We start from the raw sequence: 22112 nt of genomic DNA, 5'->3' as shown, positions 1-22112 counted from the left end.
ATTCATACATCTTTCCGACCTTCATATTCTGGCCCGAAATGATGTGTCGCGCCTGCCCGATGCGGCCGCGACGCTGCGCAAGGTCATTGATGAGGTAAACACCTATCACCGGGACGCCGAAATCTGCATCATCACCGGCGACATCACCCACCGCGGCACGCCGGAACAGTATGAAAATGCTGTCGATATTTTATCTGATCTTGCCATTCCCTATCTGATTATTCCGGGCAATCACGACATCCGCGAAGCATTTTGTGATGCCTTCCCCACAACCGAAACCGACACCCACGGCTTTGTCAATTTCGGGCAAACCTTCAATGGGGTGCGTTTTGTCATGATGGATAGCATCGTTCCCGGCCACCATCACGGCACGCTTTGTGCGCAACGCCTTGACTGGCTGCGCGATGAATTGACGGCACATCGGGATACGCCGACCTTCCTGTTCATGCATCATCCGCCAATGGCAATGGGCTTGCCGTTTATGGATACCATCCGCCTGGATGCCGAAGACGCACTTGGTGAAATCGTATCAAGTAACCCGCAAATCAAACATCTGTTCTTTGGCCATCTGCATCGCCCGGCAACGGGCACATGGCTTGGCGTGCCGTTCGTTTTGGGCAACAGCACCCAGTCGGGCGAACCGCTTGATTTCCGTCATGAGAAAGAAGAAGAGCTTCAGGATCCCAATCCGCTTGGACCGGGCTACGGCATTGCATTTGCCGATGCCAAGGGCGGGCTTCGTTATCACTTCAATTTCGTGAAGTTCGATATGCAATTGTGATCAGGCGGCGTGACTGGCCTGATCCCATTCCGCCAGAACCACCGGATCACTCTCGATTTTCGCGTGAATGTCCTTGAGGCTGGCAAATTCAGCAGCGCTCATCAGTTGCGACAGGGCCCAGACCGCACTGGCACGGATCAGGGCACTTTCATCTGACAGCAGATTTTCAATGCGCGGGATCAGGCGCGGTGCCCCGCTATTACCCGCGGCAACCAGAACATTGCGCAGGAATTTCGCCCGACCAATCCTCTTGATCGGAGATCCGGCAAAGAAAGCCCGAAAACCTGCGTCATCCAGATCAAGAAAATCCGCCAACCTTGGTGCCGTCAATTCGACACGCGGGATAAAGGCCATCTCGGCTGTCCGGGTGGCAAACTTGTTCCACGGGCACACGGCCAGACAATCATCACAGCCATAGATGCGATTGCCCATGGGTTTACGGAACTCCAACGGGATCGGCCCGTCATGTTCAATCGTCAGATACGAAATGCACTTGCGCGCATCAAGCTTATAGGGTTCTGGAAAGGCATCGGTTGGACAGGCCGACAGGCATTTTGAACAGGATCCGCAATGATCGATTTCCGGTTCGGCTTCCGGCAGATCAAGGGTCGTAAAAATCTCGCCCAAAAACAGCCAACTGCCAAATTCCCGCGACACAAGATTGGTGTGCTTTCCTTGCCAACCAATTCCCGATGCCTGTCCCAAGGGCTTTTCCAGCACCGGGGCGGTATCAACGAAAACCTTGACCTGTTCCGTCCCGCCGGACTGCTCAACAACCCAGCGCGCCAATTGCTTCAGGCGCTTTTTGATCAGATCGTGGTAATCCTTGTTCTTGGCATAAACCGAAATCATCGCCCGATCCGGATGATCCAGCAGTGCCATCGGATTTTCCGCCGGGCCATAATTGCTACCAAGCACAATCACAGATTTGACATCGGGCCATAGCATTTCCGGATCGCGCCGACGCGGCAGGCGTTCGGGATCATTCATCCACGCCATGGAGCCGTATTCACCGCCAGCGACAAATTCATCCAGACGTTGCTGATTGCGCGCATCAACCTTTGGACGCGCCACACCACAGACATCAAAGCCGATTTCACGGGCTTTGGCCTGAAGCATGTCAAACGTGATATTTTGGCGCGTCTTGGTGGTCATGGCATCAGTTCAGTCATTCGGCCTGTTTATTCTTTGGCGCGTTATATCGCCTTACGATCATAACGCAAAAGGCCGCAACATGATGCTGCGGCCTTTTTAACAAACTCATAAACGCAGGTTCTAGCCGCGGCCGCGATACGGGGCCACGCCCTGCTCGGGGATCCAGACACCTTCTGGTGCCGGGCCGGTCTGATAGAACACATCAATCGGAATGCCGCCGCGCGGATACCAATACCCGCCGATGCGCAGCCATTTCGGATCAAGGGTTTCGACAATCCGCTTGCCGACCTTGATCGTGCAGTCTTCATGGAAAGACCCATGGTTACGGAACGAAGTCAGGAAAAGCTTAAGCGACTTGCTTTCAACCAGCCAGTCACCAGGTACATAATCAATTACCAGATGGGCAAAGTCCGGCTGGCCGGTGATCGGGCAAAGGGATGTGAATTCCGGTGCGACAAACCGCACACAGTAATCAGTTCCGGCCTGCGGGTTCGAAACGCGCTCAAGAACGGCCTCATCCGGGGATGCCGGCTGTTGGGTATCGCCGCCCAGCATGGTCAGGTTGTCGTAGATCGTTTGATCGGCCATGGCTTAGTCCTCGATAATCGGCACGGGATCGATATCCCCGCCTTCCTGTCCGGCATGAAAATCGCGCGCGAAGGCGTCCATACGTCCTTCGGAAATGGCTTCGCGCATGCCACGCATCAAGTCCTGATAATAGGCAAGATTGTGCCAGGTCAGCAGAACCGCGCCGAGGATTTCCCCAGCCTTGATCAGGTGATGCAAATAGGCGCGCGAATATTTCGTGCAAGCCGGGCAACCACATTGATCATCCAGCGGACGGTCATCATCGCGATGACGCCCGTTCTTAAGGTTCAACGTCCCGCGATGGGTAAAGGCCTGTGCGTTGCGACCGGATCGGGTCGGCAGAACGCAATCAAACTGATCAATCCCGCGCATCACCGCCCCGACAAGGTCGGACGGTTTGCCAACGCCCATCAAATAGCGCGGCTTGTTGGAGGGCAGCATATCAACGCAGAAATCAAGCGTATCAAACATGATCTGCTGGCCTTCGCCAACCGCAAGCCCGCCCACCGAATGGCCGGGAAGATCCAGCTCAGCCAACTTTTCGGAGCTCTCACGCCGCAGGTTTTCAAAAACACTGCCCTGCTGAATGCCGTAAAGCGCATAACCTTCGCGGTTAACAAACGCATCCCTGGACCGTTTCGCCCAGCGCATCGACATTTGCATGCTTTCGCGCGCCTGCTGTTCGGTGGCCGGGAACGGAGTGCATTCATCAAACGCCATGGTGATGGTCGACCCCAGCAGATGCTGGATTTCCATCGAACGTTCGGGTGTCAGGTTGAACTTGCGGCCATCGATATGGCTTTTGAAGGTTACACCTTCTTCGGTGATCTTGCGCAGTTTCGCCAGCGACATGACCTGATACCCGCCACTGTCGGTCAGGATCGGCTTGTCCCAGTTCATGAATTTGTGCAGGCCACCCAGACGCGCAATGCGTTCGGCCCCCGGACGCAGCATCAGATGGTACGTATTGCCCAACAGGATCTGCGCGCCGGTATCAGCCACGTTTTCGGGCAGCATGCCCTTAACCGTGGCGGCTGTTCCCACCGGCATGAAAGTTGGCGTATCAATGACGCCGTGGGCCGTGTGAATGCGCCCCAACCGGGCCTTGCCATCCTGGGCAAGCAATTCATAGCGAAATTCGGTCATCGGTTCTTATGTCCGTGCATCAATTTTGTTGGCGCATTCAAGCAGGCTGCAATCGCCATAGGAATAAAAACGGTATTCGTTGTCGATGGCGTGCTGATAGGCCGCCTTCATCCGGTCGAACCCGGCAAAGGCCGACACCAGCATAAACAGCGTCGAACGCGGCAGATGGAAGTTGGTCAGAAGCATATCCACTGCGCGGAATTTATAGCCCGGCGTGATAAAGATGTCGGTCTCTGCCTCGAACGGTTCAACCACCCCGTCCTCGCGTGCAGCACTTTCAAGCAGACGCAGTGACGTGGTTCCGACCGCAACCACACGCCCGCCATTAGCACGGGTTTCATTGATCAGATCGGCGATTTCCTTGCTGATCGATCCCCATTCGGCATGCATCTTGTGATCATCGGTATCATCGACCTTGACCGGCAGAAATGTGCCTGCCCCGACATGCAGGGTAATCGTCCGGCGATTGATCCCGCGTTCATCAAGATTGGCCAGAAGATCCGGGGTGAAATGCAAACCCGCCGTCGGGGCCGCCACAGCACCGTCCTTTTGGGCAAAGATGGTCTGATAATCAGATTTGTCCTGATCATCGCCACCGGCATCACGCCGGATATAAGGCGGCAGCGGCATGACACCGAATTCTTCAAGGGCCGCAATCAGGTCCGCGCCGGATTTGTTGAAACGCAGGGTCACTTCGCCGCCATCCTTCTTGGCAAGAACTTCGGCTTCGAATTCATCATTAACCTTGAAGGTTTCCCCGATGCGCAGCTTCTTGGCCGGTTTGGCAAATGCCACCCAGGTGCCAAGGCCTTCCTGTTTGTGCAGGGTGACTTCAACCTTGGCTTCACCGCGTTTACCAAAAAGGCGGGCGGGGATCACACGGGTATCATTGGAAATCAGCAAATCACCTGGACGCAGCACATCAGGCAGCTCCCGAACGATGCGGTCCTGTGTCCCATCACCGGACAAATCAAGCATGCGAGCAGCATCGCGCGGATTTGCCGGGTGTTCGGCAATGCGGTCGCGCGGCAATTCAAAATCGAACAGATCGACTTTCATGGATCAGGGCAATTCCGTGTCAATTGAAACACAAATGAAGGGGCGTCTTATGCGCCCCTTCGCAATAAATCACAAGGCCACGGTCGGCATATCTGATCCGCCCCGGCCATGCATCAGGCCGGTCTTAGCCCCGGACTGGTTGCGCATCGGCGCGCGGGGTAACCACGGTCATCAGAAGGCGGAACGGTGCCAGACACGTCAGCGCCATGATCACCTTGGCGGCAAAGTCGCCCATCGCCCACGTATCCCATGGAAGACCGGTACCGGCAAACGCAATCGAGAAGAACAGAGCGGTATCAACCGCCGAGCCGATGCCCGACGAAATCAGCGGGGCTTTCCACCAGCTTGCACTGCGCAGTTTGTCAAACACGGTGACATCCAGCATCTGGGCAATCAGGAATGCCGAACCCGATGCGATGGCAATGCGCGTATCGGCAAAGATCAATGACAGAACAACCGCCAAAGCAAAACCGGCCAGCACCACAACACGCGCCGCCGCAGCCCCACGCGCACGGTTTGTCAGGTCGGTTACCAGAAAAGCAACCGGATAGGTAAATGCACCATAGGTCAGCCAGTCGGCCAAAACGCCCGGAAGCGGGTATTCGACCAGAATGTTCGATGCGACGACGGTCACCGCCATGGCGAGAACACCGAAAATGATCGCTTTCATGTTTTAGCCCTTCTAAGCAAGTGAACCCACGCATAACAAATCTCGCGGCCCACCGAACTGGGCGACGATCACGAACGGATTCTGTGTAACTTTGGTGCGGCTGTTTACGCGTAGACCAAAGGCCGGTCAAGGAAAAACGGCGATCAGGAAAACCTGATCGCCGCTGCAGATCGCTGCAAGTCGCCCCGGGGAAAATGGGGCGCCGCGCCGCGAAACTATATTCGTATGCAATTACAGCATGATGCCGCGAATGGTGAAGAACAGCAGTGCCCCAAGGAAGGCACCGGCCGGCACCGTCACCACCCAGGCGGTTGCGATCGTCACCGCATAGCGACGACGCACCAGAAGGCGCTTGCGGATTTTCTTTTCGGCCTTTTCTGCCTCGCGCGGATCGATCTGACGAAGCGCCTCGATATGTTCATCGGTCTCTTCGTTTTCGGCACGATCGACCAGCATCGGCGGTGCAATCTTGCGACGACGGTGTGAAAGACTTTCACGCAGGAAGCCAACACCGAACACCGCACCGACCGCAATATGCGTCGAGCTGACCGGCAGCCCCAGGGCAGAAGCGATGATCACGGTAATTGCCGCCGACAGCGCCACGGTATAGGCGCGGATCGGATCCAGCTTGGTGATCTTCGAGCCAACCGTCTTGATCAGTTTTGGTCCAAACAGGATCAGACCGGCTGAAATACCAAGCGCACCGATCACCATCACCCAAATCGGAATTGGAGCTGACGTGACGATCTGGCCGCTATCGATGCCTGAGACGATGGCAGCAAGCGGACCAATGGCGTTGGCCACATCGTTCGAACCATGGGCAAAGGACAACAGGGCAGCAGACACAACCAGCGGAACCCGAAACAGCGATGCGATTTCCTTGCGACGGCCTTCCATATTGGCCGATGCCCGAATGACAGCCTTGCGCATCGGAATAAGGGTCAGGAAGAAGGCGGCAATACCAATCGCGATCACGACGGAAATATCGGCTTTCCAGAGTTTCTTGACCCCCTTCATCATCAGATAGACCGAGAAGACCGAGACCATCACGGCCACCAGAACCGGCACCCATTTGCGGGCAGCCGTTACGCGGTCATCCTGATAAAGGACCCGGAATTTGATGAAGGCCAGGAAACCAGCGGCAATCAAACCACCCAGAACCGGTGAAATCACCCAGCTTGCGGCGATGGTGCCCATGGTCGGCCAATTGACCGCACCAATGCCAACCGCAGCCATGCCAGCCCCCATAACACCACCGACGATCGAATGGGTGGTGGAAACCGGCGCGCCAAGCCATGTCGCAAGGTTCAGCCAAAGAGCAGCGGCAAGAAGTGCAGCCATCATCGCCCAAACAAATGTCTGCGCGTCAGGCATCGCCGTCGGGTCGATGATGCCCTTTTTGATGGTGCCAACAACATCGCCGCCGGCGATAATCGCACCGGCTGCTTCGCAAATGGCGGCAATCAACAAGGCACCAACCATGGTCAGCGCCTTGGACCCGACCGCCGGACCAACATTGTTGGCAACGTCGTTGGCGCCAATGTTGAGCGCCATATAGCCACCAATAACGGCGGCAGCGATCAGAAAGCCACTTTGCGGCAGTCCGCCCATGTGGAAGGCGACAAACGCACTACAGGCAAGGAGGAAAACAAGTGCAAGACCAAGCTTGGCGCTGATCGATGCTGTTTCACCCAGCCCCGCATCCATGCGCTTTTGCCACTTGAGATCCTTATCCAGAGCAGTTTTCTTTACCGACATAATCAACCGTTACCATCAAAGGGAATCGACGGGCGGATCATGTCGAAGCCGAGCCTCTTTGTTAAGGTTTTTTTGCTTATTTGTGACACTCATCACTCAAACGGCTGAACACAAACAAAAACGGCCCCGCAAAGCAGGGCCGTTTCGTACTCAATTTACGCGTTAGATCCTTAACGTCCAAACTGGTTCAGCAGACCTTTTAGCAGTCCCTTTGCCGCATCCTCGGCAGAACCGCCATCAGAGCCGGTCGAACCACCGCTTGATCCATCCCCGCCAAGCGCCTTGTCGAGAATGTTATCAAGAACCTTGACGGCAACCTTGTCCATACGACCTGTAATGACCGGATCGTCAATCTTGCCTTTGGCATAGACACTGAATGGCGGCAGTTCTTCGATCTTTTCGGAAAAGTCGAAATCGGCCTGCGTATCCATCACCCAACGTGGCAGATCAAGCGTTGCATCCGCGTCCGCCGTCCCAACCCTTGAAACTGCGGCAACACGGGTGGTTTTGGCGATACCATTTGTGATCGTCATGTCGGCTTCCAGCGACTGCATGATGTCGTTGTTACCTACACCTTCGACGACCATGGCCTGCGGCCCCTGACGCAACAATGCTTCGATATTCAGTCGCGGATCCGGCGAACGCTTGTCCGCGTTGCTAAAGCGCACATTGTTCAGAACCAGATTGGCCGTCCCATTGAGTGCGGATACCAGACGACGCGACGTATTGCCCTGTGCGTTGACATCAAATGTCAGGCCTGCACCACCAAGAATGGTGTCACTGGCAACACGGATCGGGGTCAGGCTTTCAATCCGTGCCCCGTCAAGTTTGCCGGCAAGTGCCAATTGCGGGACATCGGTGTTGCGCGCATCAAATGTCCCGTTTATCGCAAGGTCCCCCTGCCCCAGAAGCCCGGTGAAGGATGGAATGGTCAAAAGACCATTGACCAGGTTGGCCGTGAGATCAGGATTGATCAGGCTATAGGTATCAAAATCAAGCTGGTCCAGAGCAATGGCGATATCCGCGTCAATCGACCGCAAGGCCGATACATCAATCACATTGTCATCCCACGGCGTGCCGTCGCGGGCATCAACACGCGAGATCATCATGGATTGCGGCAAGTTAAATGCCGCCTTGCGCGGGCCACTGCCGATACCAGGCATCAGGCTTGCCCGCTCTGCCGCAGGCAGGAACGGGTCCACCACAAGCTTGCCACCGGAAAGGGTGACAGAAACTTTTGGCTGCGCCTGCGATGCGTCGAACTGAACCGTCCCACCTGTTTCAAAGGACCCGACGATCAGCTTCAAGCCGTCCAGTGCAACATTTTGGGCATTACCCTTAACGTCGCCGGAAACGGCCAAACGGCCAAGGTTACCAGACGGCGTGTAGGCCGGCGCTAACAGTTCCAAAGCGCGGTTCAGGCTGGATGCCTGCAACGCAAGCCTGCCATTGACCCCGGGTGTACTGCCCAACAGATCTGATACGACACCTTCAAGCGCCACCTGCATAAGCGGGTTAGAAACATCAAGGTCTATCATCGGGCCGGTGACCGGACCGTTCAGGCCAAGATTTGCCTGAACACTCTTATAGCTGCTGGCCGGTGCAGGCAACGTGATGCCGGTAAGCTTTGCCAATGGCTCTAGCGTCTTGGCTGTTACGCGCACAGACAGATCATCAAATGCCGGAACAGCAGCGCCGCCGTTGAACACACCCTTTGCGCTGGCCGAAAGACCCGCGGCATCCGCAATCGCGAAATTATTCAGTGTGATGTCCGGACCACTGATGCTGCCGTCAATCGCAATGCCACGTAACGCAACACCTGAGGAAATGACCTCGTCCGCTGCAAGACGATAATTGGCAGCCAAACCTTCAAGCGGCGCCAGCGCATCCCTGATAATCTTGACCATATCCTGCTGCGGGGCAGAAGCAGCACCGCTGTTTGCACCCGGTTCGGCATCGCCGGAAGATGCGCTATCACCGGCATCAGAAGTCGACGAAACCGAAACATCAGCAGCAGGCGCGGCTGCGATATATTGATCAAGGTTTATCCGGTCCAGTTTCAGCCCAATCCCCAAAGCCGGCAGCCCTGATTCGTTCAGATTGGCAACAACGGCACCACGAATGGCCGTGTCATCCACCCGCAGATCAAGATTGGAAATGTTAAGCTGTTCGGACGTGCCTTCGATACCACCGGTTAACGAGAAGCGACGTAGGCGATCAGCACGAATGCCATCGACATCAACGCCCAACCACCGAATAACTGCACGGATGTTTTCCGAAGCGACCTCGTAGCTAAGTGCCGCGCTTGGCTTTGGCGTTTCACCGGAAATGCTGCCAAACACAGCCACATCGGTTCCGCCCGGCAGACCGGCGGAAACTTCGTTCAGCGTGATCTTGCTGTTGGCAATTGCCGCATTGATCCGCGCATTGTGAACCGGCGTCTGGTTATAGATCAGGGTTTCAACTTCAAAGTCGATTGAAGCCGTAAGATCCGAAGGAATAGCCGGCGCATTGGCCGCACCAGATTTCTTGACCGAGCTTTGCGACGGGATCGATTGTGCGCCACCTGCTGCATCGCCAGATGCATTGGAGGTTGCTTCACCGTTGCCCGCTGCGGGTGACGCGCCTGCATCACCGACTTCGGCCAGCACCAGAATGCTGTCAAGATCAAGCTGGTTAAAGCGCAGCGCAACATCTGCACTCAGGCTTGGTTCCTGATCTATGGCAATTGCGCCCGACCCACGGGTTTCACCAAAGCGGATCGACAGATCATTCAGGGTGACGGATTTGGCATTGGCCGTAATGTGCCCGCCCAGATCAAACGGCTTGGCTGCGATGTCGGGGATATCGGCATTGTCACCGGCAATCCGAAGGGCGGCTTCGCGCAAGTCTTCGAAATCACCATCAATTTCACCATCGAAACCCGGTGTATCAGTCGAAAGATCGACACGTCCGGCAACGGTAACGCCACCATCAACCTCATCAATGCCAAGTTTGACACTGACCGGGAACGGCGTTGTTTGGCTGATCTGTCCGACATTCAATGCAAATGTCAGCGGGATACCACGATAGAAGACATACCCTTCCCCCTCAATCGGCCCATTCAGACTGTCTGCTGATATGCCAAGGGTAAGACCTTCGATCCGTTCTTCGGAACCCGGGGCGCGATAGATAATGGTCGCGTTTTCAATCTCAAGCCGATCAACCTGAATGGTATTGGCAAAACCGCCATCAGAACCGTCAGCCGACTCTGCTGTTGCCTCGCCCCCATCGGCGGATCCGGCGCCACCATCTGTCTCACCCGGGGTGGTGATAAGGCCCGCATCCGGGCCAGAGCGCGCGGCCTGATCAGGATCAAACACCAGATTGTTTGAACCATCTTCAAAGGTCTCGATGGCAATTACCGGATTGATCAGGCTGACTTCTGTAACCTGCACATTGCCGGTCAGAAGCGGCATCAGGGCGACGGATACCCGAACCTCGCCAATCGATACCATGTCGGCATCCTGCGCGCCTGCCACATTCCCAAGGCTGACGTCAGCCGCGGTCAGCGACGGGGATGGGATCAGTGACATCGACAGATCGCCCGCCAGATCAAGCTCGCGGCCTGTGGCATCGCGAACGGCTTGACTGATTTGTGCCTTGTAGCCATTCCAGTCAATCAGGGACGGAATGATCAGCAACGCGGCAACAAGAACCACGAGAAGTGCACCAATTGCGGCAAGGATTTTTTTCAACAGTCGGGCTCCGCTAGATCGCGAGGTCGTCCGCCGAATGTGGCCGCGACCCTCAAAGGTTTGATTTTATGTCCGAAAGCATAAGGCTCGTGATCGCTCTCGCAACAGAAAATGGCCAAAGATTATAGCTTATTTCGGGCACGTTTGATCATTCAGTAACGCCGGGATCACGCCCCGTGTTCCATTCGCACCATCTTCATGTGTGCCAACACAGCCCGAGGATCAAGCATCATCTTGAATTTGCATTGTTTTGAAGCATTACAAACAAAACCGTAATCCACGGAAAGTAAACCCTTAACAAGATTTCCGAATTTACCAGATGGCGAAATACATAGTTTAAAATCAATTGGATGTGGAAATCGGCTTTCAAAATGATACATTTTAAAAAACAAAAAGAAACTCGATCCTGACTTTCATTCAAATCGAATGATCGTTGTACGCAATCGCGACAGGGAGGATTAAAATGACCGAAACAACAATCGAAACGCCGAAAGAAGCGGTCGATCCCGGTCAGCGCGGAATCGTCATACGTACCATTACCACAGATCAATCGGGCGCCTGGTTGCAAGCCGGGTGGCGCGATTTCAAACGAACGCCCGCCATCGGTCTGACGTATGGCGCGCTTTGCACCATTGCCGGCTGGCTGATCGTGCTCAGCATTTTCCGGTCAGGAGAGCCTTACCTGACGCTGCCCCTTGCGGCCGGTTTCATGCTGCTTGCACCGCTGGTGGCCGTTGGGCTTTATGAAACAAGCCGCCGCCTTGAGATGGGCGAAAACGTCACCCTGTGGCACAGCCTGAACGGTTTCCGCCGCAATCCGGGGCAGATCGGGGCCATCGGCATACTCTTGATGCTGTTCTTCTTGGCCTGGACGCGCATTGCAATGCTGCTTTTTGCACTGTTTTACAACGGGACCATGCCATCTCTTGATGTTCTGGTGTGGCAAACCTTCTTCTCGCGCGATGCGATCACCTTCCTGATTACCGGTGGCCTGCTGGGCGGTGTTTTGGCCGTGATTGCCTTTGCGGTATCGGTGGTATCGATCCCGCTTCTGGTTGATCGCGACGTTGACGTGATTACCGCCGTCATCATCAGCGTTTCGGCGTTTCGCAAAAACTGGAAAGTTCTGATCGGCTGGGGCGCTGTTATCGCCATTCTGTCAGCCTGTGGCATGGTCGTCTTCTTGTTTGGACTTGCCATCACCATGCCGCTTCTGGGCTTCTCAAGCTGGCATGCATATCGCGGAATCATTGATGAAAGTAAGGCCGAAGTCGCCCGACTGCGCCGACAGGTCCCCTGAAACAAACCGATAAAAGATCAATGCGTAAACGCCGCCTGAACAAGGGCGGCGTTTTCTGTTGGGGACCCGGTTCAACTTTCTTATCGCTGGCGACGGAACAAACGCCGTATCTGGCGGTTTAAGATTTGTGGTAATCAACCTGTGTCACGACGGGTGAGACATCGTTCACAGCGCCCAAACTTCGCTGGCATGCTTGCCATAAATTGTCCAAGATCAGACGGCACCAGATCGGTGTATCGCAACCAACTGCTTTTACGAGTAATTTCGATCATGTATCAGGCCAGTGCGCTTCGTCATTTCATCACCATTTCCGCCCCGCTTTTTGTCTTGCTGATGGGGATGCAGGGTGCACTTGCACAGACCGATACCGCGGATGGCCCGCAATCAACCCGTGCCCCGGATGACAAGTGGGGCGTATCCCTGTCGGTTGAAAATGATCTGTTCACGCCCACCAACAGCGATCAGCATTACACGAATGGTGTCCGCCTTGCCTTTATCTCGCCCGAAGACGACGCCCCGGCGAGTTTTCTGAATGTTGCAAAGCAAATCCCGTTCTTCGCATCAGAGGGGCGCATTCGCACCAGCTATTCGCTGGGCCAGACCATGTACACGCCCGACGACATCACGGTTGCGGAAAACCAGCCCAATGACCGCCCATGGGCCGGGATGCTGTATGGCACGGCGGGACTGTTATCCGACACCGGCCAGCAGAAAACTGGATCGGACAGCAACTATTCGCGGATTGATACGCTGGAACTGACCCTTGGCGTGGTTGGTCCGGCATCGCTTGCCGATGAAACGCAATCGTTTGTCCACAAGTTGATCGATAGCCCCCATCCCGAAGGCTGGGACAACCAAATCAAGAACGAACCGATCATTGGTGTGACCTATGAACGGAAGTATCGTGGCTGGTTTGAGGCTGATCTGTTGGGTGTTGAGTTCGACGCCACCCCGCATGGGGCCGTGACGCTGGGCAATGCCTTTACCAATGCAGAGCTTGGCACGATGTTTCGTATGGGCTTTGACCTGCCGGCTGATTACGGCCCGCCGCGCATCCGCCCCAGCCTGCCGGGATCGGATTTCTTTGTTCCAGACACCGATGGCTTCCCGCTGAGCGGTTATGTGTTTGCCGGGTTTGCGGGACGCTATGTCGCGCGTGACATCACCCTTGATGGCAACACCTTTGCCGACAGTGCATCGGTGGACAAGGAACCATGGGTTGGCGATCTGCAGGTCGGTCTGGCGGTCATCATTGGACAGGCACGCTTGACCTATACCCATGTTTACCGCACACCGGAATTCACCGCCCAAAGCGGAGCGGACCAGTTCGGCTCCCTATCGCTTTCCTTCCGCTTCTGAGGCGAGAACAAAAAACGGGGCCAAATGGCCCCGTTTTCAATGAGATATGCCTATTTGTCTGATGATATCAAAGACCCGGAATCAGCTTGCCCGGATTCATCAGACCTTTGGGATCAATCGCTGCCTTGATCGCACGCATGACCGCGATGGTGTCTTCGCCATGCTCGGTCACCATGAAATCAAGCTTGCCATAGCCAATGCCATGTTCGCCGGTACAGGTGCCGCCAAGTTTAAGTGCACGTTCTACCATGCGCTTGTGCAGGCGGTTGGCTTCTTCCATCTGGGCCGGATCTTCGGGATCAAGCAGGATCAGGGTATGGAAGTTGCCATCACCAACATGACCGATGATCGTGCAGGTCAGCGGACTGGCATCGCAATCCGCGCGGGTTTCTGAAATTGCCTCGGCCAGCTTTGAAATCGGCACACAGACATCGGTCGGCATGCCGGCCTTGCCCGGTTCAAGCTGAAGCGACGCGTAATAGGCCTTGTGACGTGCCGCCCAAAGCTTGTTTCGGTCTTCCTGACGGGTGGCCCACTGGAATTCCTCGGCACCAAATTCCTCGGCGACCGATTGCACGAATTCTGCCTGTTCCTTCACCCCGGCTTCTGTGCCATGGAATTCAAAGAACAGGGTCGGTGCTTCCTTGTGGTCCAGCTTGGAATAGTTGTTGACCGCGCGGACCTGCAAAGGATCAAGGAATTCAATACGGGCTACCGGAATACCGGCCTGAATGGTCAGGATGACGGTATTAACGGCGTCCTCGACCGTTGGGAAGGCACAGACGGCAGCAGACATCGCTTCGGGAATACCATAAAGCTTCAGGCCGATTTCGGTGATGACACCCAGCGTTCCTTCGGAACCGACAAACAGACGGGTCAGGTCATAGCCCGCCGAGGATTTACGCGCACGGTTGGCCGTTTTGATGATTTTGCCATCCGGGGTCACAACCGTCAGACTCAAAACGTTTTCACGCATGGTGCCATAACGCACCGCATTGGTGCCCGAGGCACGTGTCGCGGTCATCCCCCCGATAGAGGCATTGGCCCCCGGATCAATCGGGAAGAACAATCCTGTATCGCGCAGATAATCATTGAGCTGTTCACGGGTCACACCGGCCTGAACACGGCAATCAAGATCCTCGTTATTCACTTCAAGGATCTGGTTCATCTGCGATACGTCGATGCAGATCCCGCCGCGAAGCGCGGCAACATGGCCTTCAAGCGACGAGCCGGTGCCAAACGGCACGATCGGAACATCGTGCGCAGCACACAGCTTTACGACTTCGGCCACTTCCTCGGTCGAGTTTGCAAATACCACCGCATCGGGTGGTGATGCCTCATGCCAGCTTTCATCCTTGCCATGCTGTTCAAGCACGGACGCGGCAGTGGAAAGACGATCACCAAGCAATTCGCGCAAAGCGCTGATCAGACTTTCCGGGGTTTCGATACGTTCATACTGACGATCTGACATGATTTTACTCTTTCGGCCTTTGTGGTCCTGATGGCATTTGTCCGGGATGCCCTTTGACTGTGGGGAAGGCAACGGCGGACAGAAATTTGGCAGACACCCTACGCCCTGATGCCTGAAATTGGTATTACCTTTTGCCGGAAAACAGCAAAAAATTATCACACCATTTCCCTGTGAGGGGTCCGGGGATACCGTGCCGATATCAAAGGACGATATCCCCAGTGCTTTTTTGCTGTGACCAACATCCGGATCACTTGTCGGGCTTAGCCCTTGTTACGATCCTGCGGCAAGGCAGCGGCAATACGGTCTGCCAGGCGCGAGAATGGCAGACTTTGCAGCCAGACAGTGCCCGGCCCTTCAAGGGTTGTGACAAACAGGCCCTCGCCCCCAAACAGGGCATTGGTAAAGCCACCAACAAACTTGATGGAATAGTCAATCGACGGCGTCATGGCCACCAACGCACCGGTATCAACCCGAAGAGTCTCACCCGCCTGCAGATCCTTGCGAATGATCGTGCCCCCGGCATGCATGAAGGCCATGCCATCACCGCTCAGACGTTGAAGGATAAAGCCTTCGCCGCCAAACAAACCGGCACCAAGCTTCTTGGAAAAGGCGATGTCGATATCAATGCCCGATGCCGCACACAGAAACGCATCCTTCTGACAGACAATCTCGCCGCCGTGCTCGGCCAGATTAAGCGGCACGACCTTGCCGGGGTACGGCGCAGCAAAGGCAACATGCCCCTTGCCCGATCCTTCATGGACAAAGCTTGTGATAAAGAAGCCCTCGCCGGTCAGCATGCGCTTGAACCCGGAAAACAGGCCACCGCCCGTGCCGGTCTGCATGGCAATACCGTCGCCCATATACATCATGGCCCCGGCCTCGGCCCGCACGCCTTCGCCCGGATCGAGTTCGATTTCAACCAACTGCATTTCTTCGCCATGGATCGTATAATCGATCACGTCTGCCATCCGGGCGTCTCCTGTTTATCTGAATTGATCGGATCTATCGGACAAGTTTGGAACTTGTCGGTTCCAATCGCAAGGAAAAGGGGCAAAAACACGACAAACGGGCGCGATCCACACGCTGCAAACACACGGTTTCACCGTTTTATGGGCTTGTTTGAAAAATCGGCCTCAAGATGTTGATGGGAAAGCATTTTGTTAAGAGGTTTCTTATACTTCCTTATAGTACTGTGCTATGATGTAGATAACGCTGATTGGGTACTTTGATCAGCAAAGGGGCAAAGGCGCATGCAATGGTCTTGCTAAGGAAAGTCGACTGGATCACTCAGGACGAGGCCATGACGGCGTCGCTTGATAAATGGCAACGTGTTGTCGACCTGATGACCAAGCTATTGGGTGCGACGGCAGGTTACGTTGTTGAATACAATGAAAAATACGGCTATCGCGCCGCGCTAACCAGTCAGAACCCTGACAATCCCCATCCGCACATTTCGGGAAAACCCGAACCACTGGATTCCAATGTCTATTGCCGCCGGGTGGTGGAAACAAAGCTGGCTCTTTATGAACGCGATGCCCGCGACAAGCCGGAATGGGCCGACAACCCCGAACTGACCGAGGAAGGATATGTTTCCTATCTCGGCATCCCGTTGTTGTGGCCCAACGGGACTGTGTTTGGAACCCTGTGTGTCTTTGATCGAAAGCCGACCGGATATGACGACACGCTTCAGGAGTTGATGGAAGTCTTTCGCGATTTGATCGAAGCTGACCTGCGCCTGTACGAGCAATATGAAATCATGCGCAATCTGTCGATGAGTGACCCGCTGACAGGTATGAACAATCGTGCAGGGTTTGAATTGCTCGCCCATCAGAAAATCCGCATTGCCAAACGTTATCACCATCACATCGGGATCATCTTTATCGACCTTGATAATATGAAGCACTGGAATGATGACTATGGCCATGCTGCCGGGGATGCAGCCCTGCGCGCGGTTGGCAACGCCATCACCGAAAGTATCCGCGAAGTCGATATTTGCGGACGCATCGGCGGCGACGAATTTGCCGTTCTTGGTTATGTGCGCAACCGCGGTGACTTGACCACCATCGTCACCCGGGTACGCAACGCACTTGATCAGGTGAAGCTGACCGTGCCGAACTCAAAATCCCCCATCCGCGAAACACCGCAAATCAGCTCAGGTGCGTCGGTATTTTTCCATCCGCTGGATAAAAGCCTGGAAGACATGATGGCGGTTGCCGATATGGAAATGTATCGCGACAAGAAAAGTCGACGCAAGTAACGCCCGGCCCTTCACCACAAGCCCCCTGCAAGTCATCACCGAAATGCCACGCCGACCATTGGCAACTGCGAAGCATTAACCTCCCGGTATTCTTTTTGGGCGAAACTCCTCGCAAAGGGTCCGCCCCTAAGAACAATGACTTAGAGCATGATATGCAGATACGCAAAGGCACTATCAACGACCTGCCAGAGGTTTGTGCGATATCAGAGCGCGCAAATGAAGCCTGCTGTGTTGTTGATGACACCGACGAAACGCCCATTTCACTTGACCATTGCCTGACCAACAATGCCATCGAAGCATTTGTCACCGGGATCGATTCCGAAAATCAATCCGTCTATGTCGCAACACGTGACGATGTTCTTCTGGGTTATGTTGTTGCCATTCATGATACGCCGGAAATCCGCTGGATCGTGGTCGATCCCTCGGTCCAGGGTAACGGGACCGGCAAAGCATTGATGATCACGGCCCTTGATGCATTGGCAGATCTCGGTGTGCGCAGCAATGTACGCCTGACCGTTCCGGTGACAAATGAACGTGCCAAGGCGTTTTATCGCAAGTTCGGCTTTATGGTGACCGGCCCGATCAATGACCGACAGGTTCCGATGCTGGAAATGCAGCGCGCGGCTTGACAACCGCGCGCAATCGGACAAATTTGCATCCGAACACTAATCGGAGATTTTATGTCAGAGTCCCGGCACAGCCGCTGATCGCGGTTTGACAGCCTAGCGTCTTTCCAGCTTCCAGACCGCTGATCAGCAGATCGGACCGCCTGCCCGACCTTAAATCGGGTGCGCGTGACCGGTACTGTTGTGCCCGTCCCGATCGAAAACCGTTTTCCCAACTGGTTTTCGGACTTTGACCGATGAATATTTCAAAAAATGAACAGCGCGTGCTGCATGCACTCGCACAAGGCGGCCTGATCAAAGTGATCAAGGACGACAAAAACCATGTTCTTGAAGCAGATTGCATCACCCGCGACGGCTGGTTTCTGACCGCCTGTACGCTTGATGTCTTCAAGAAGCTGCGCAAACGCCGACTGATCCGTTCACAAGGCGGCGGACCTTACCGCATTACCCGTGAAGGATTGCTCGCGGTGCGCGCAGAACTATATCAACGCTAACAGCAAAGCCCAGCCTCAAAAGCCGGGCTTTGCTCATTTATGCTCAAGAATATTGACCAGTTTGCCAAACGGGTCGCGGACGTAGAACCGTCTGACACCCCATGGCTCTTCTGCCGGACCATACTCAATAGCAATCCCGGCATCCTTCATTTTGCCAAGGACTTCATCAAGGTTATCGACCTCGATCGACATCTCTGGAACCGGCGTACCCGATCCACCTTCGGTGGCAAAATTGACCTGAGTGGTCATGGTTTGGTCTGCTGCGGCAAAGGTTCTGATCCAGCCATGATCCATGATGGTATCAAGCCCTAAAATGCCCTCGTAGAAGTCAATTGCCTTTGCGATATCATCCACCGCAAAGTTTGAGACAATCCTTTTCACAACCATTTGCGCTGTCTGCTCCTGTCTTTTGGGGCGTCGTTCGCAATCTTGCTACTGCGCGGCTTTTTCCCCCGCAATCGCCTGTGCCCGTTTATAGGGTCCCACCGGGATCTCTTTCGGCTCAAAGGTTTCCGGTGATGCGCGGCCCCAACGTGAATGCCATTCATGCAGTTCCGGGATTTCCGTGTCTGAAAGAAGGAACCCTTCTGGTAGATAGGGATAAGCTTCGTTGCCATCAACGAATTCGTTTTCTTTCTGGCGCACCATGAAGTGATAGGGCATGAAATTGCGCGGGTCGGTCAGGCCGGCCGCACCGGTGATTTCGGCGAGCGCATGCATGGTGTTTTTATGGAAGCGTGCAACACGTTCGCTTTTGTCGCCCGGATCAAGGGCGCGCTGGCGGATTTTATCCTGTGTCGCGATGCCGACCGGGCAGCAGTTGGTATGACAGCTTTGTGCCTGAATACAGCCCAAGGCAAACATGAAGCCACGTGCGGCATTACACCAGTCCGCGCCAAGGGCAAGGGTCCGGGCAATATCAAAGGCCGAGACGATCTTGCCAGCAGCACCGACTTTGATCTGATCGCGCAAACCAGCTCCGCGCAGCGCATTATGAACAAATGTCAGGCCTTCTTGCATCGGCATGCCAACATGGTTGGCAAATTCGACCGGGGCAGCACCTGTGCCGCCTTCCTTGCCATCGACCACGATAAAGTCCGGCGTGATGCCGGTTTTAAGCATCGCCTTGATGATCGACATGAATTCGCGCCGGTGCCCGATGCACAGCTTGAACCCGACGGGCTTGCCATCCGCGAGATCGCGCAGGCGGCCAATGAACTCCATCAGGCCAATCGGGGTTGAAAACACGCTATGGGCTGCAGGTGAAATGCAATCATGTCCCATCGGAATCCCGCGCGCCTCGGCAATTTCCGGGGTAATTTTGGCTGCGGGCAACATGCCGCCATGGCCCGGTTTTGCGCCCTGGCTAAGCTTTACCTCGATCATTTTGACCTGGGGGTCGGCAGCGGTTATGGCAAACTTTTCCTCGGAAAAGCTGCCGTCTTCATTGCGCGCCCCGAAATAGCCCGACGCCACCTGATAAATCAGGTCCCCGCCCCCTTCGCGGTGATAGCGTGAAATGCTGCCTTCGCCGGTATCATGGGCAAAGCCGCCCTTTTTCGCCCCCTTGTTCAGGGCAAGGATCGCATTACCTGAAAGCGCGCCAAAGCTCATGGCAGAGATATTATACAGGCTGCAATCATAGGGCTGCTTGCAATGCGGGCCGCCAACACGCACCCGGAAATCGGTATCGGTAATGTGCTTGGGCGCAACGGAATGGGTGATCCACGAATAGCCCGATTTATAAACTTCCTCGATCGTACCGAACGGACGTTTGTCTTCGACACCCTTTGCGCGCTGATAAACAAGACCGCGCGCCTGACGGCTAAACGGGATTTCGTCCTGATCGCTTTCAAGAAGGTACTGGCGGATTTCCGGACGGAAACTTTCAAGGATGAAGCGGATATGCGCGCTTATGGGGTAGTTGCGCAGGATCGAATGCTTGTTCTGATACAGGTCATGAAACCCAACTACCACCAGCAGTCCGAAGACGATGGCAGGCAGCCAGAACCAGATATCTATCGCAAGGGCAAGGATCACTGATGCCAATGCCAAAACCACGACACCGGCGATGACGAAATAACGCTGGTTCAATATGAAGAATTTCACGGCGCTCTTTTCCTGTCCTGTTCAGGCCAATCTGATCCCCGAAACACCGCCTGTGCGGGCAGGTGCATGGCATTTCGTATCCAAGATCGCAGCAACACCCTTGATCATGGTTGATTTGACCACGGGCCTCAATGGGCAATGTCGTTGATTTCAGTGACTAATCGCAACTGAATGTGGGTATGCGCAAAAGAACATCAAGAAAAAGCCGCCTTGCAACAGGGAAGCAAGGCGGCTTTGGGGACCGGAAACATCAGGTGTTTAAGGGGGGAACACATTCCCGGCCCGGGACATCTGGTTGTGTGGTGCTATCAGGCCTTGCCGTAGCCACCACCACCCGGGGTTTCGATGATGAAGACATCCCCCGCATGCATTTCCGCACCATCTGTGCCCTTAAGCTCGATCACTGTGCCATCAACACGCTCAACGGCATTGCGGCCAAGCTTTCCGGGTTCACCGCCCGCACAGGCCTGGCCCGGCACACGACGGTGGTTGGACAGGATGGATGCGGTCATGTCTTCAAGGAAGCGAACACGACGGATTGCACCATCGCCGCCCTTGTGCTTGCCTTTACCACCTGATCCTTTGCGGATTTCAAAGCTTTCGAGCAGGACCGGGAAGCGCCATTCAAGGACTTCGGGATCGGTCAGGCGCGAGTTGGTCATGTGCGAATGAACAGCTGCCGTACCATCAAAGTCAGGACCGGCACCGGTACCGCCACAGATGGTTTCGTAATACTGGTGCGTATCGTTGCCCCAGGTGAAGTTGTTCATCGTGCCCTGACCACCCGACAGCACACCAAGGGCCGCATACAGCGTATCGGTGACATGCATGCTGGTTTCAACATTACCGGCAACAACGGCGGCCGGATAACGCGGATTAAGCATCGATCCTTCGGGCACGATCAGATTGACCGGCTTCAGGCACCCGGCATTGAGCGGAATGTCATCATCGACAAGTGTTCTGAAGACATAAAGCACAGCCGCACGGGTAACAGCCGATGGCGCGTTGAAGTTGTTATCAAGCTGGTCGGAGGTGCCCGTAAAATCAACCGTCGCCGAACGGCTTGCCTTGTCGATGGTGACCTTGACGCGGACAACCGCGCCATTATCCATCTCGTAGGCATATTCACCGTCCTTAAGGACGTCGATCACACGACGCACGCTTTCTTCGGCATTGTCCTGAACGTGCTGCATATAGGCATGCACCACATCAAGGCCAAAGTGTTCGACCATCTTGCGCAGTTCCTGCACACCCTTTTCATTGGCCGCAATCTGTGCCCGAAGATCGGCGATGTTCTGATAAGGGTTACGGGCCGGATATTTCGCACCTTCAAGAAGGTCGGTCAGACCTTTTTCATCGAACGTGCCCTGATCAACCAGTTTGAAGTTGTTGATCAGAACGCCTTCTTCTTCAAGAACACGCGAATTTGGCGCCATCGAGCCCGGCGTGATGCCGCCGACATCGGCATGGTGACCACGCGATGCGACATAGAACAGCACTTCCTTGCCATCATCGCCAAAGACCGGCGTGATCAGCGTGATGTCAGGCAGGTGCGTGCCACCGTTATACGGGTCATTAAGCATATAAACATCGCCCGGCTTC

Annotated in this window: 18 protein-coding genes; 6 read left to right on the top strand and 12 right to left on the bottom strand. The window is 55.1% G+C overall.

The features are described 5' to 3' along the window. Positions 1 to 781, top strand: a 781-nt coding sequence (locus B2R48_RS17040) for a phosphodiesterase (RefSeq protein ID WP_297002887.1), incomplete at its 5' end; no start/stop codon positions are given. Here the strand turns inward: B2R48_RS17040 and queG are convergent. The 7 genes from queG to B2R48_RS17005 all read right to left on the bottom strand — a co-directional run bounded on the left by queG (position 782) and on the right by B2R48_RS17005 (position 10894). After that, complete coding sequence (gene queG / locus B2R48_RS17035; protein ID WP_297002885.1) at positions 782 to 1936, bottom strand: tRNA epoxyqueuosine(34) reductase QueG; 1155 nt, start codon at positions 1934 to 1936, stop codon at positions 782 to 784. 120 nt (positions 1937 to 2056) lie between these two features. Further along, entirely contained in the window at positions 2057 to 2524 is a 468-nt protein-coding gene (queF, locus tag B2R48_RS17030) for a preQ(1) synthase (protein WP_062956235.1), read from the bottom strand. Positions 2525 to 2527: 3 nt separating this feature from the next. Continuing rightward, entirely contained in the window at positions 2528 to 3670 is a 1143-nt protein-coding gene (gene tgt, locus B2R48_RS17025) for a tRNA guanosine(34) transglycosylase Tgt (RefSeq protein ID WP_213473888.1), read from the bottom strand. 6 nt (positions 3671 to 3676) lie between these two features. Next, positions 3677 to 4729 carry a tRNA preQ1(34) S-adenosylmethionine ribosyltransferase-isomerase QueA gene (gene queA, locus B2R48_RS17020; protein WP_297002881.1) on the bottom strand — a complete coding sequence of 351 codons (1053 nt, stop codon included), beginning with the start codon at positions 4727 to 4729 and terminating at the stop codon, positions 3677 to 3679. Positions 4730 to 4853: 124 nt separating this feature from the next. Then, positions 4854 to 5399: a VUT family protein gene (locus B2R48_RS17015; RefSeq protein WP_297002879.1), complete on the bottom strand. Its 546-nt coding sequence runs from the start codon at positions 5397 to 5399 to the stop codon at positions 4854 to 4856. Between the two features lie 231 nt (positions 5400 to 5630). Continuing rightward, positions 5631 to 7157, bottom strand: a complete 1527-nt coding sequence (locus tag B2R48_RS17010; protein ID WP_297002877.1) for an inorganic phosphate transporter — start codon at positions 7155 to 7157, stop codon at positions 5631 to 5633. A 170-nt stretch (positions 7158 to 7327) separates the two neighbouring features. Further along, positions 7328 to 10894 (bottom strand): AsmA family protein, encoded by a 3567-nt coding sequence (locus tag B2R48_RS17005; protein WP_297002874.1) that lies wholly within the window; start codon positions 10892 to 10894, stop codon positions 7328 to 7330. Positions 10895 to 11357: 463 nt separating this feature from the next. Here B2R48_RS17005 and B2R48_RS17000 point away from each other — a divergent pair, with 463 nt between their 5' ends. Then, on the top strand, positions 11358 to 12194 hold the full coding sequence (locus B2R48_RS17000) for a DUF2189 domain-containing protein (protein WP_213473885.1): 837 nt from the start codon (positions 11358 to 11360) through the stop codon (positions 12192 to 12194). Between the two features lie 270 nt (positions 12195 to 12464). Further along, on the top strand, positions 12465 to 13553 hold the full coding sequence (locus B2R48_RS16995; protein WP_297002870.1) for a lipid A deacylase LpxR family protein: 1089 nt from the start codon (positions 12465 to 12467) through the stop codon (positions 13551 to 13553). 67 nt (positions 13554 to 13620) lie between these two features. On the opposite strand, the gene B2R48_RS16990 is transcribed toward B2R48_RS16995, so the two are convergent. Together B2R48_RS16990 and B2R48_RS16985 are read right to left on the bottom strand one after the other, a co-directional pair. After that, positions 13621 to 15024 carry an FAD-linked oxidase C-terminal domain-containing protein gene (locus tag B2R48_RS16990; protein WP_062956243.1) on the bottom strand — a complete coding sequence of 468 codons (1404 nt, stop codon included), beginning with the start codon at positions 15022 to 15024 and terminating at the stop codon, positions 13621 to 13623. A 260-nt stretch (positions 15025 to 15284) separates the two neighbouring features. Beyond that, positions 15285 to 15992 carry a TIGR00266 family protein gene (locus tag B2R48_RS16985; protein WP_297002867.1) on the bottom strand — a complete coding sequence of 236 codons (708 nt, stop codon included), beginning with the start codon at positions 15990 to 15992 and terminating at the stop codon, positions 15285 to 15287. Positions 15993 to 16279: 287 nt separating this feature from the next. Here B2R48_RS16985 and B2R48_RS16980 point away from each other — a divergent pair, with 287 nt between their 5' ends. The 3 genes from B2R48_RS16980 to B2R48_RS16970 all read left to right on the top strand — a co-directional run bounded on the left by B2R48_RS16980 (position 16280) and on the right by B2R48_RS16970 (position 18401). Next, positions 16280 to 17281 carry a sensor domain-containing diguanylate cyclase gene (locus B2R48_RS16980; protein WP_297002865.1) on the top strand — a complete coding sequence of 334 codons (1002 nt, stop codon included), beginning with the start codon at positions 16280 to 16282 and terminating at the stop codon, positions 17279 to 17281. A 152-nt stretch (positions 17282 to 17433) separates the two neighbouring features. Then, a complete protein-coding gene (locus B2R48_RS16975; RefSeq protein ID WP_297002862.1) occupies positions 17434 to 17910 on the top strand; it encodes a GNAT family N-acetyltransferase in 477 nt (158 codons plus the stop codon). 233 nt (positions 17911 to 18143) lie between these two features. Then, on the top strand, positions 18144 to 18401 hold the full coding sequence (locus B2R48_RS16970; RefSeq protein ID WP_297002859.1) for a YjhX family toxin: 258 nt from the start codon (positions 18144 to 18146) through the stop codon (positions 18399 to 18401). A 33-nt stretch (positions 18402 to 18434) separates the two neighbouring features. On the opposite strand, the gene B2R48_RS16965 is transcribed toward B2R48_RS16970, so the two are convergent. The 3 genes from B2R48_RS16965 to B2R48_RS16955 form a co-directional block, all read right to left on the bottom strand. Next, a complete protein-coding gene (locus tag B2R48_RS16965; protein WP_297002856.1) occupies positions 18435 to 18788 on the bottom strand; it encodes a VOC family protein in 354 nt (117 codons plus the stop codon). Positions 18789 to 18833: 45 nt separating this feature from the next. After that, entirely contained in the window at positions 18834 to 20510 is a 1677-nt protein-coding gene (locus B2R48_RS16960; protein ID WP_297002854.1) for an FMN-binding glutamate synthase family protein, read from the bottom strand. Positions 20511 to 20818: 308 nt separating this feature from the next. After that, the coding region (locus tag B2R48_RS16955) for a hydantoinase B/oxoprolinase family protein (RefSeq protein WP_297002851.1) at positions 20819 to 22112 on the bottom strand (1294 nt) is incomplete at its 5' end.

The organism is Thalassospira sp. UBA848 (genome assembly GCF_002295455.1).
Classification (GTDB): Bacteria; Pseudomonadota; Alphaproteobacteria; order Rhodospirillales; family Thalassospiraceae; genus Thalassospira.
Note: the sequence above shows the minus strand (reverse complement) of the source record. Positions and strands in the feature narration are given on the sequence as shown.

Coding starts and splice junctions, on each gene's coding strand:
- queF (WP_062956235.1), bottom strand. CDS start 2,524: ATGGCCGATCAAACGATCTACGACAACCTGACCATGCTGGGCGGCGAT.
- B2R48_RS16970 (WP_297002859.1), top strand. CDS start 18,144: ATGAATATTTCAAAAAATGAACAGCGCGTGCTGCATGCACTCGCACAA.
- B2R48_RS17000 (WP_213473885.1), top strand. CDS start 11,358: ATGACCGAAACAACAATCGAAACGCCGAAAGAAGCGGTCGATCCCGGT.
- B2R48_RS16990 (WP_062956243.1), bottom strand. CDS start 15,024: ATGTCAGATCGTCAGTATGAACGTATCGAAACCCCGGAAAGTCTGATC.
- B2R48_RS17010 (WP_297002877.1), bottom strand. CDS start 7,157: ATGTCGGTAAAGAAAACTGCTCTGGATAAGGATCTCAAGTGGCAAAAG.
- queA (WP_297002881.1), bottom strand. CDS start 4,729: ATGAAAGTCGATCTGTTCGATTTTGAATTGCCGCGCGACCGCATTGCC.
- B2R48_RS16975 (WP_297002862.1), top strand. CDS start 17,434: ATGCAGATACGCAAAGGCACTATCAACGACCTGCCAGAGGTTTGTGCG.
- B2R48_RS16980 (WP_297002865.1), top strand. CDS start 16,280: ATGGTCTTGCTAAGGAAAGTCGACTGGATCACTCAGGACGAGGCCATG.
- B2R48_RS16965 (WP_297002856.1), bottom strand. CDS start 18,788: ATGGTTGTGAAAAGGATTGTCTCAAACTTTGCGGTGGATGATATCGCA.
- B2R48_RS16985 (WP_297002867.1), bottom strand. CDS start 15,992: ATGGCAGACGTGATCGATTATACGATCCATGGCGAAGAAATGCAGTTG.
- B2R48_RS16995 (WP_297002870.1), top strand. CDS start 12,465: ATGTATCAGGCCAGTGCGCTTCGTCATTTCATCACCATTTCCGCCCCG.
- B2R48_RS17015 (WP_297002879.1), bottom strand. CDS start 5,399: ATGAAAGCGATCATTTTCGGTGTTCTCGCCATGGCGGTGACCGTCGTC.
- tgt (WP_213473888.1), bottom strand. CDS start 3,670: ATGACCGAATTTCGCTATGAATTGCTTGCCCAGGATGGCAAGGCCCGG.
- queG (WP_297002885.1), bottom strand. CDS start 1,936: ATGACCACCAAGACGCGCCAAAATATCACGTTTGACATGCTTCAGGCC.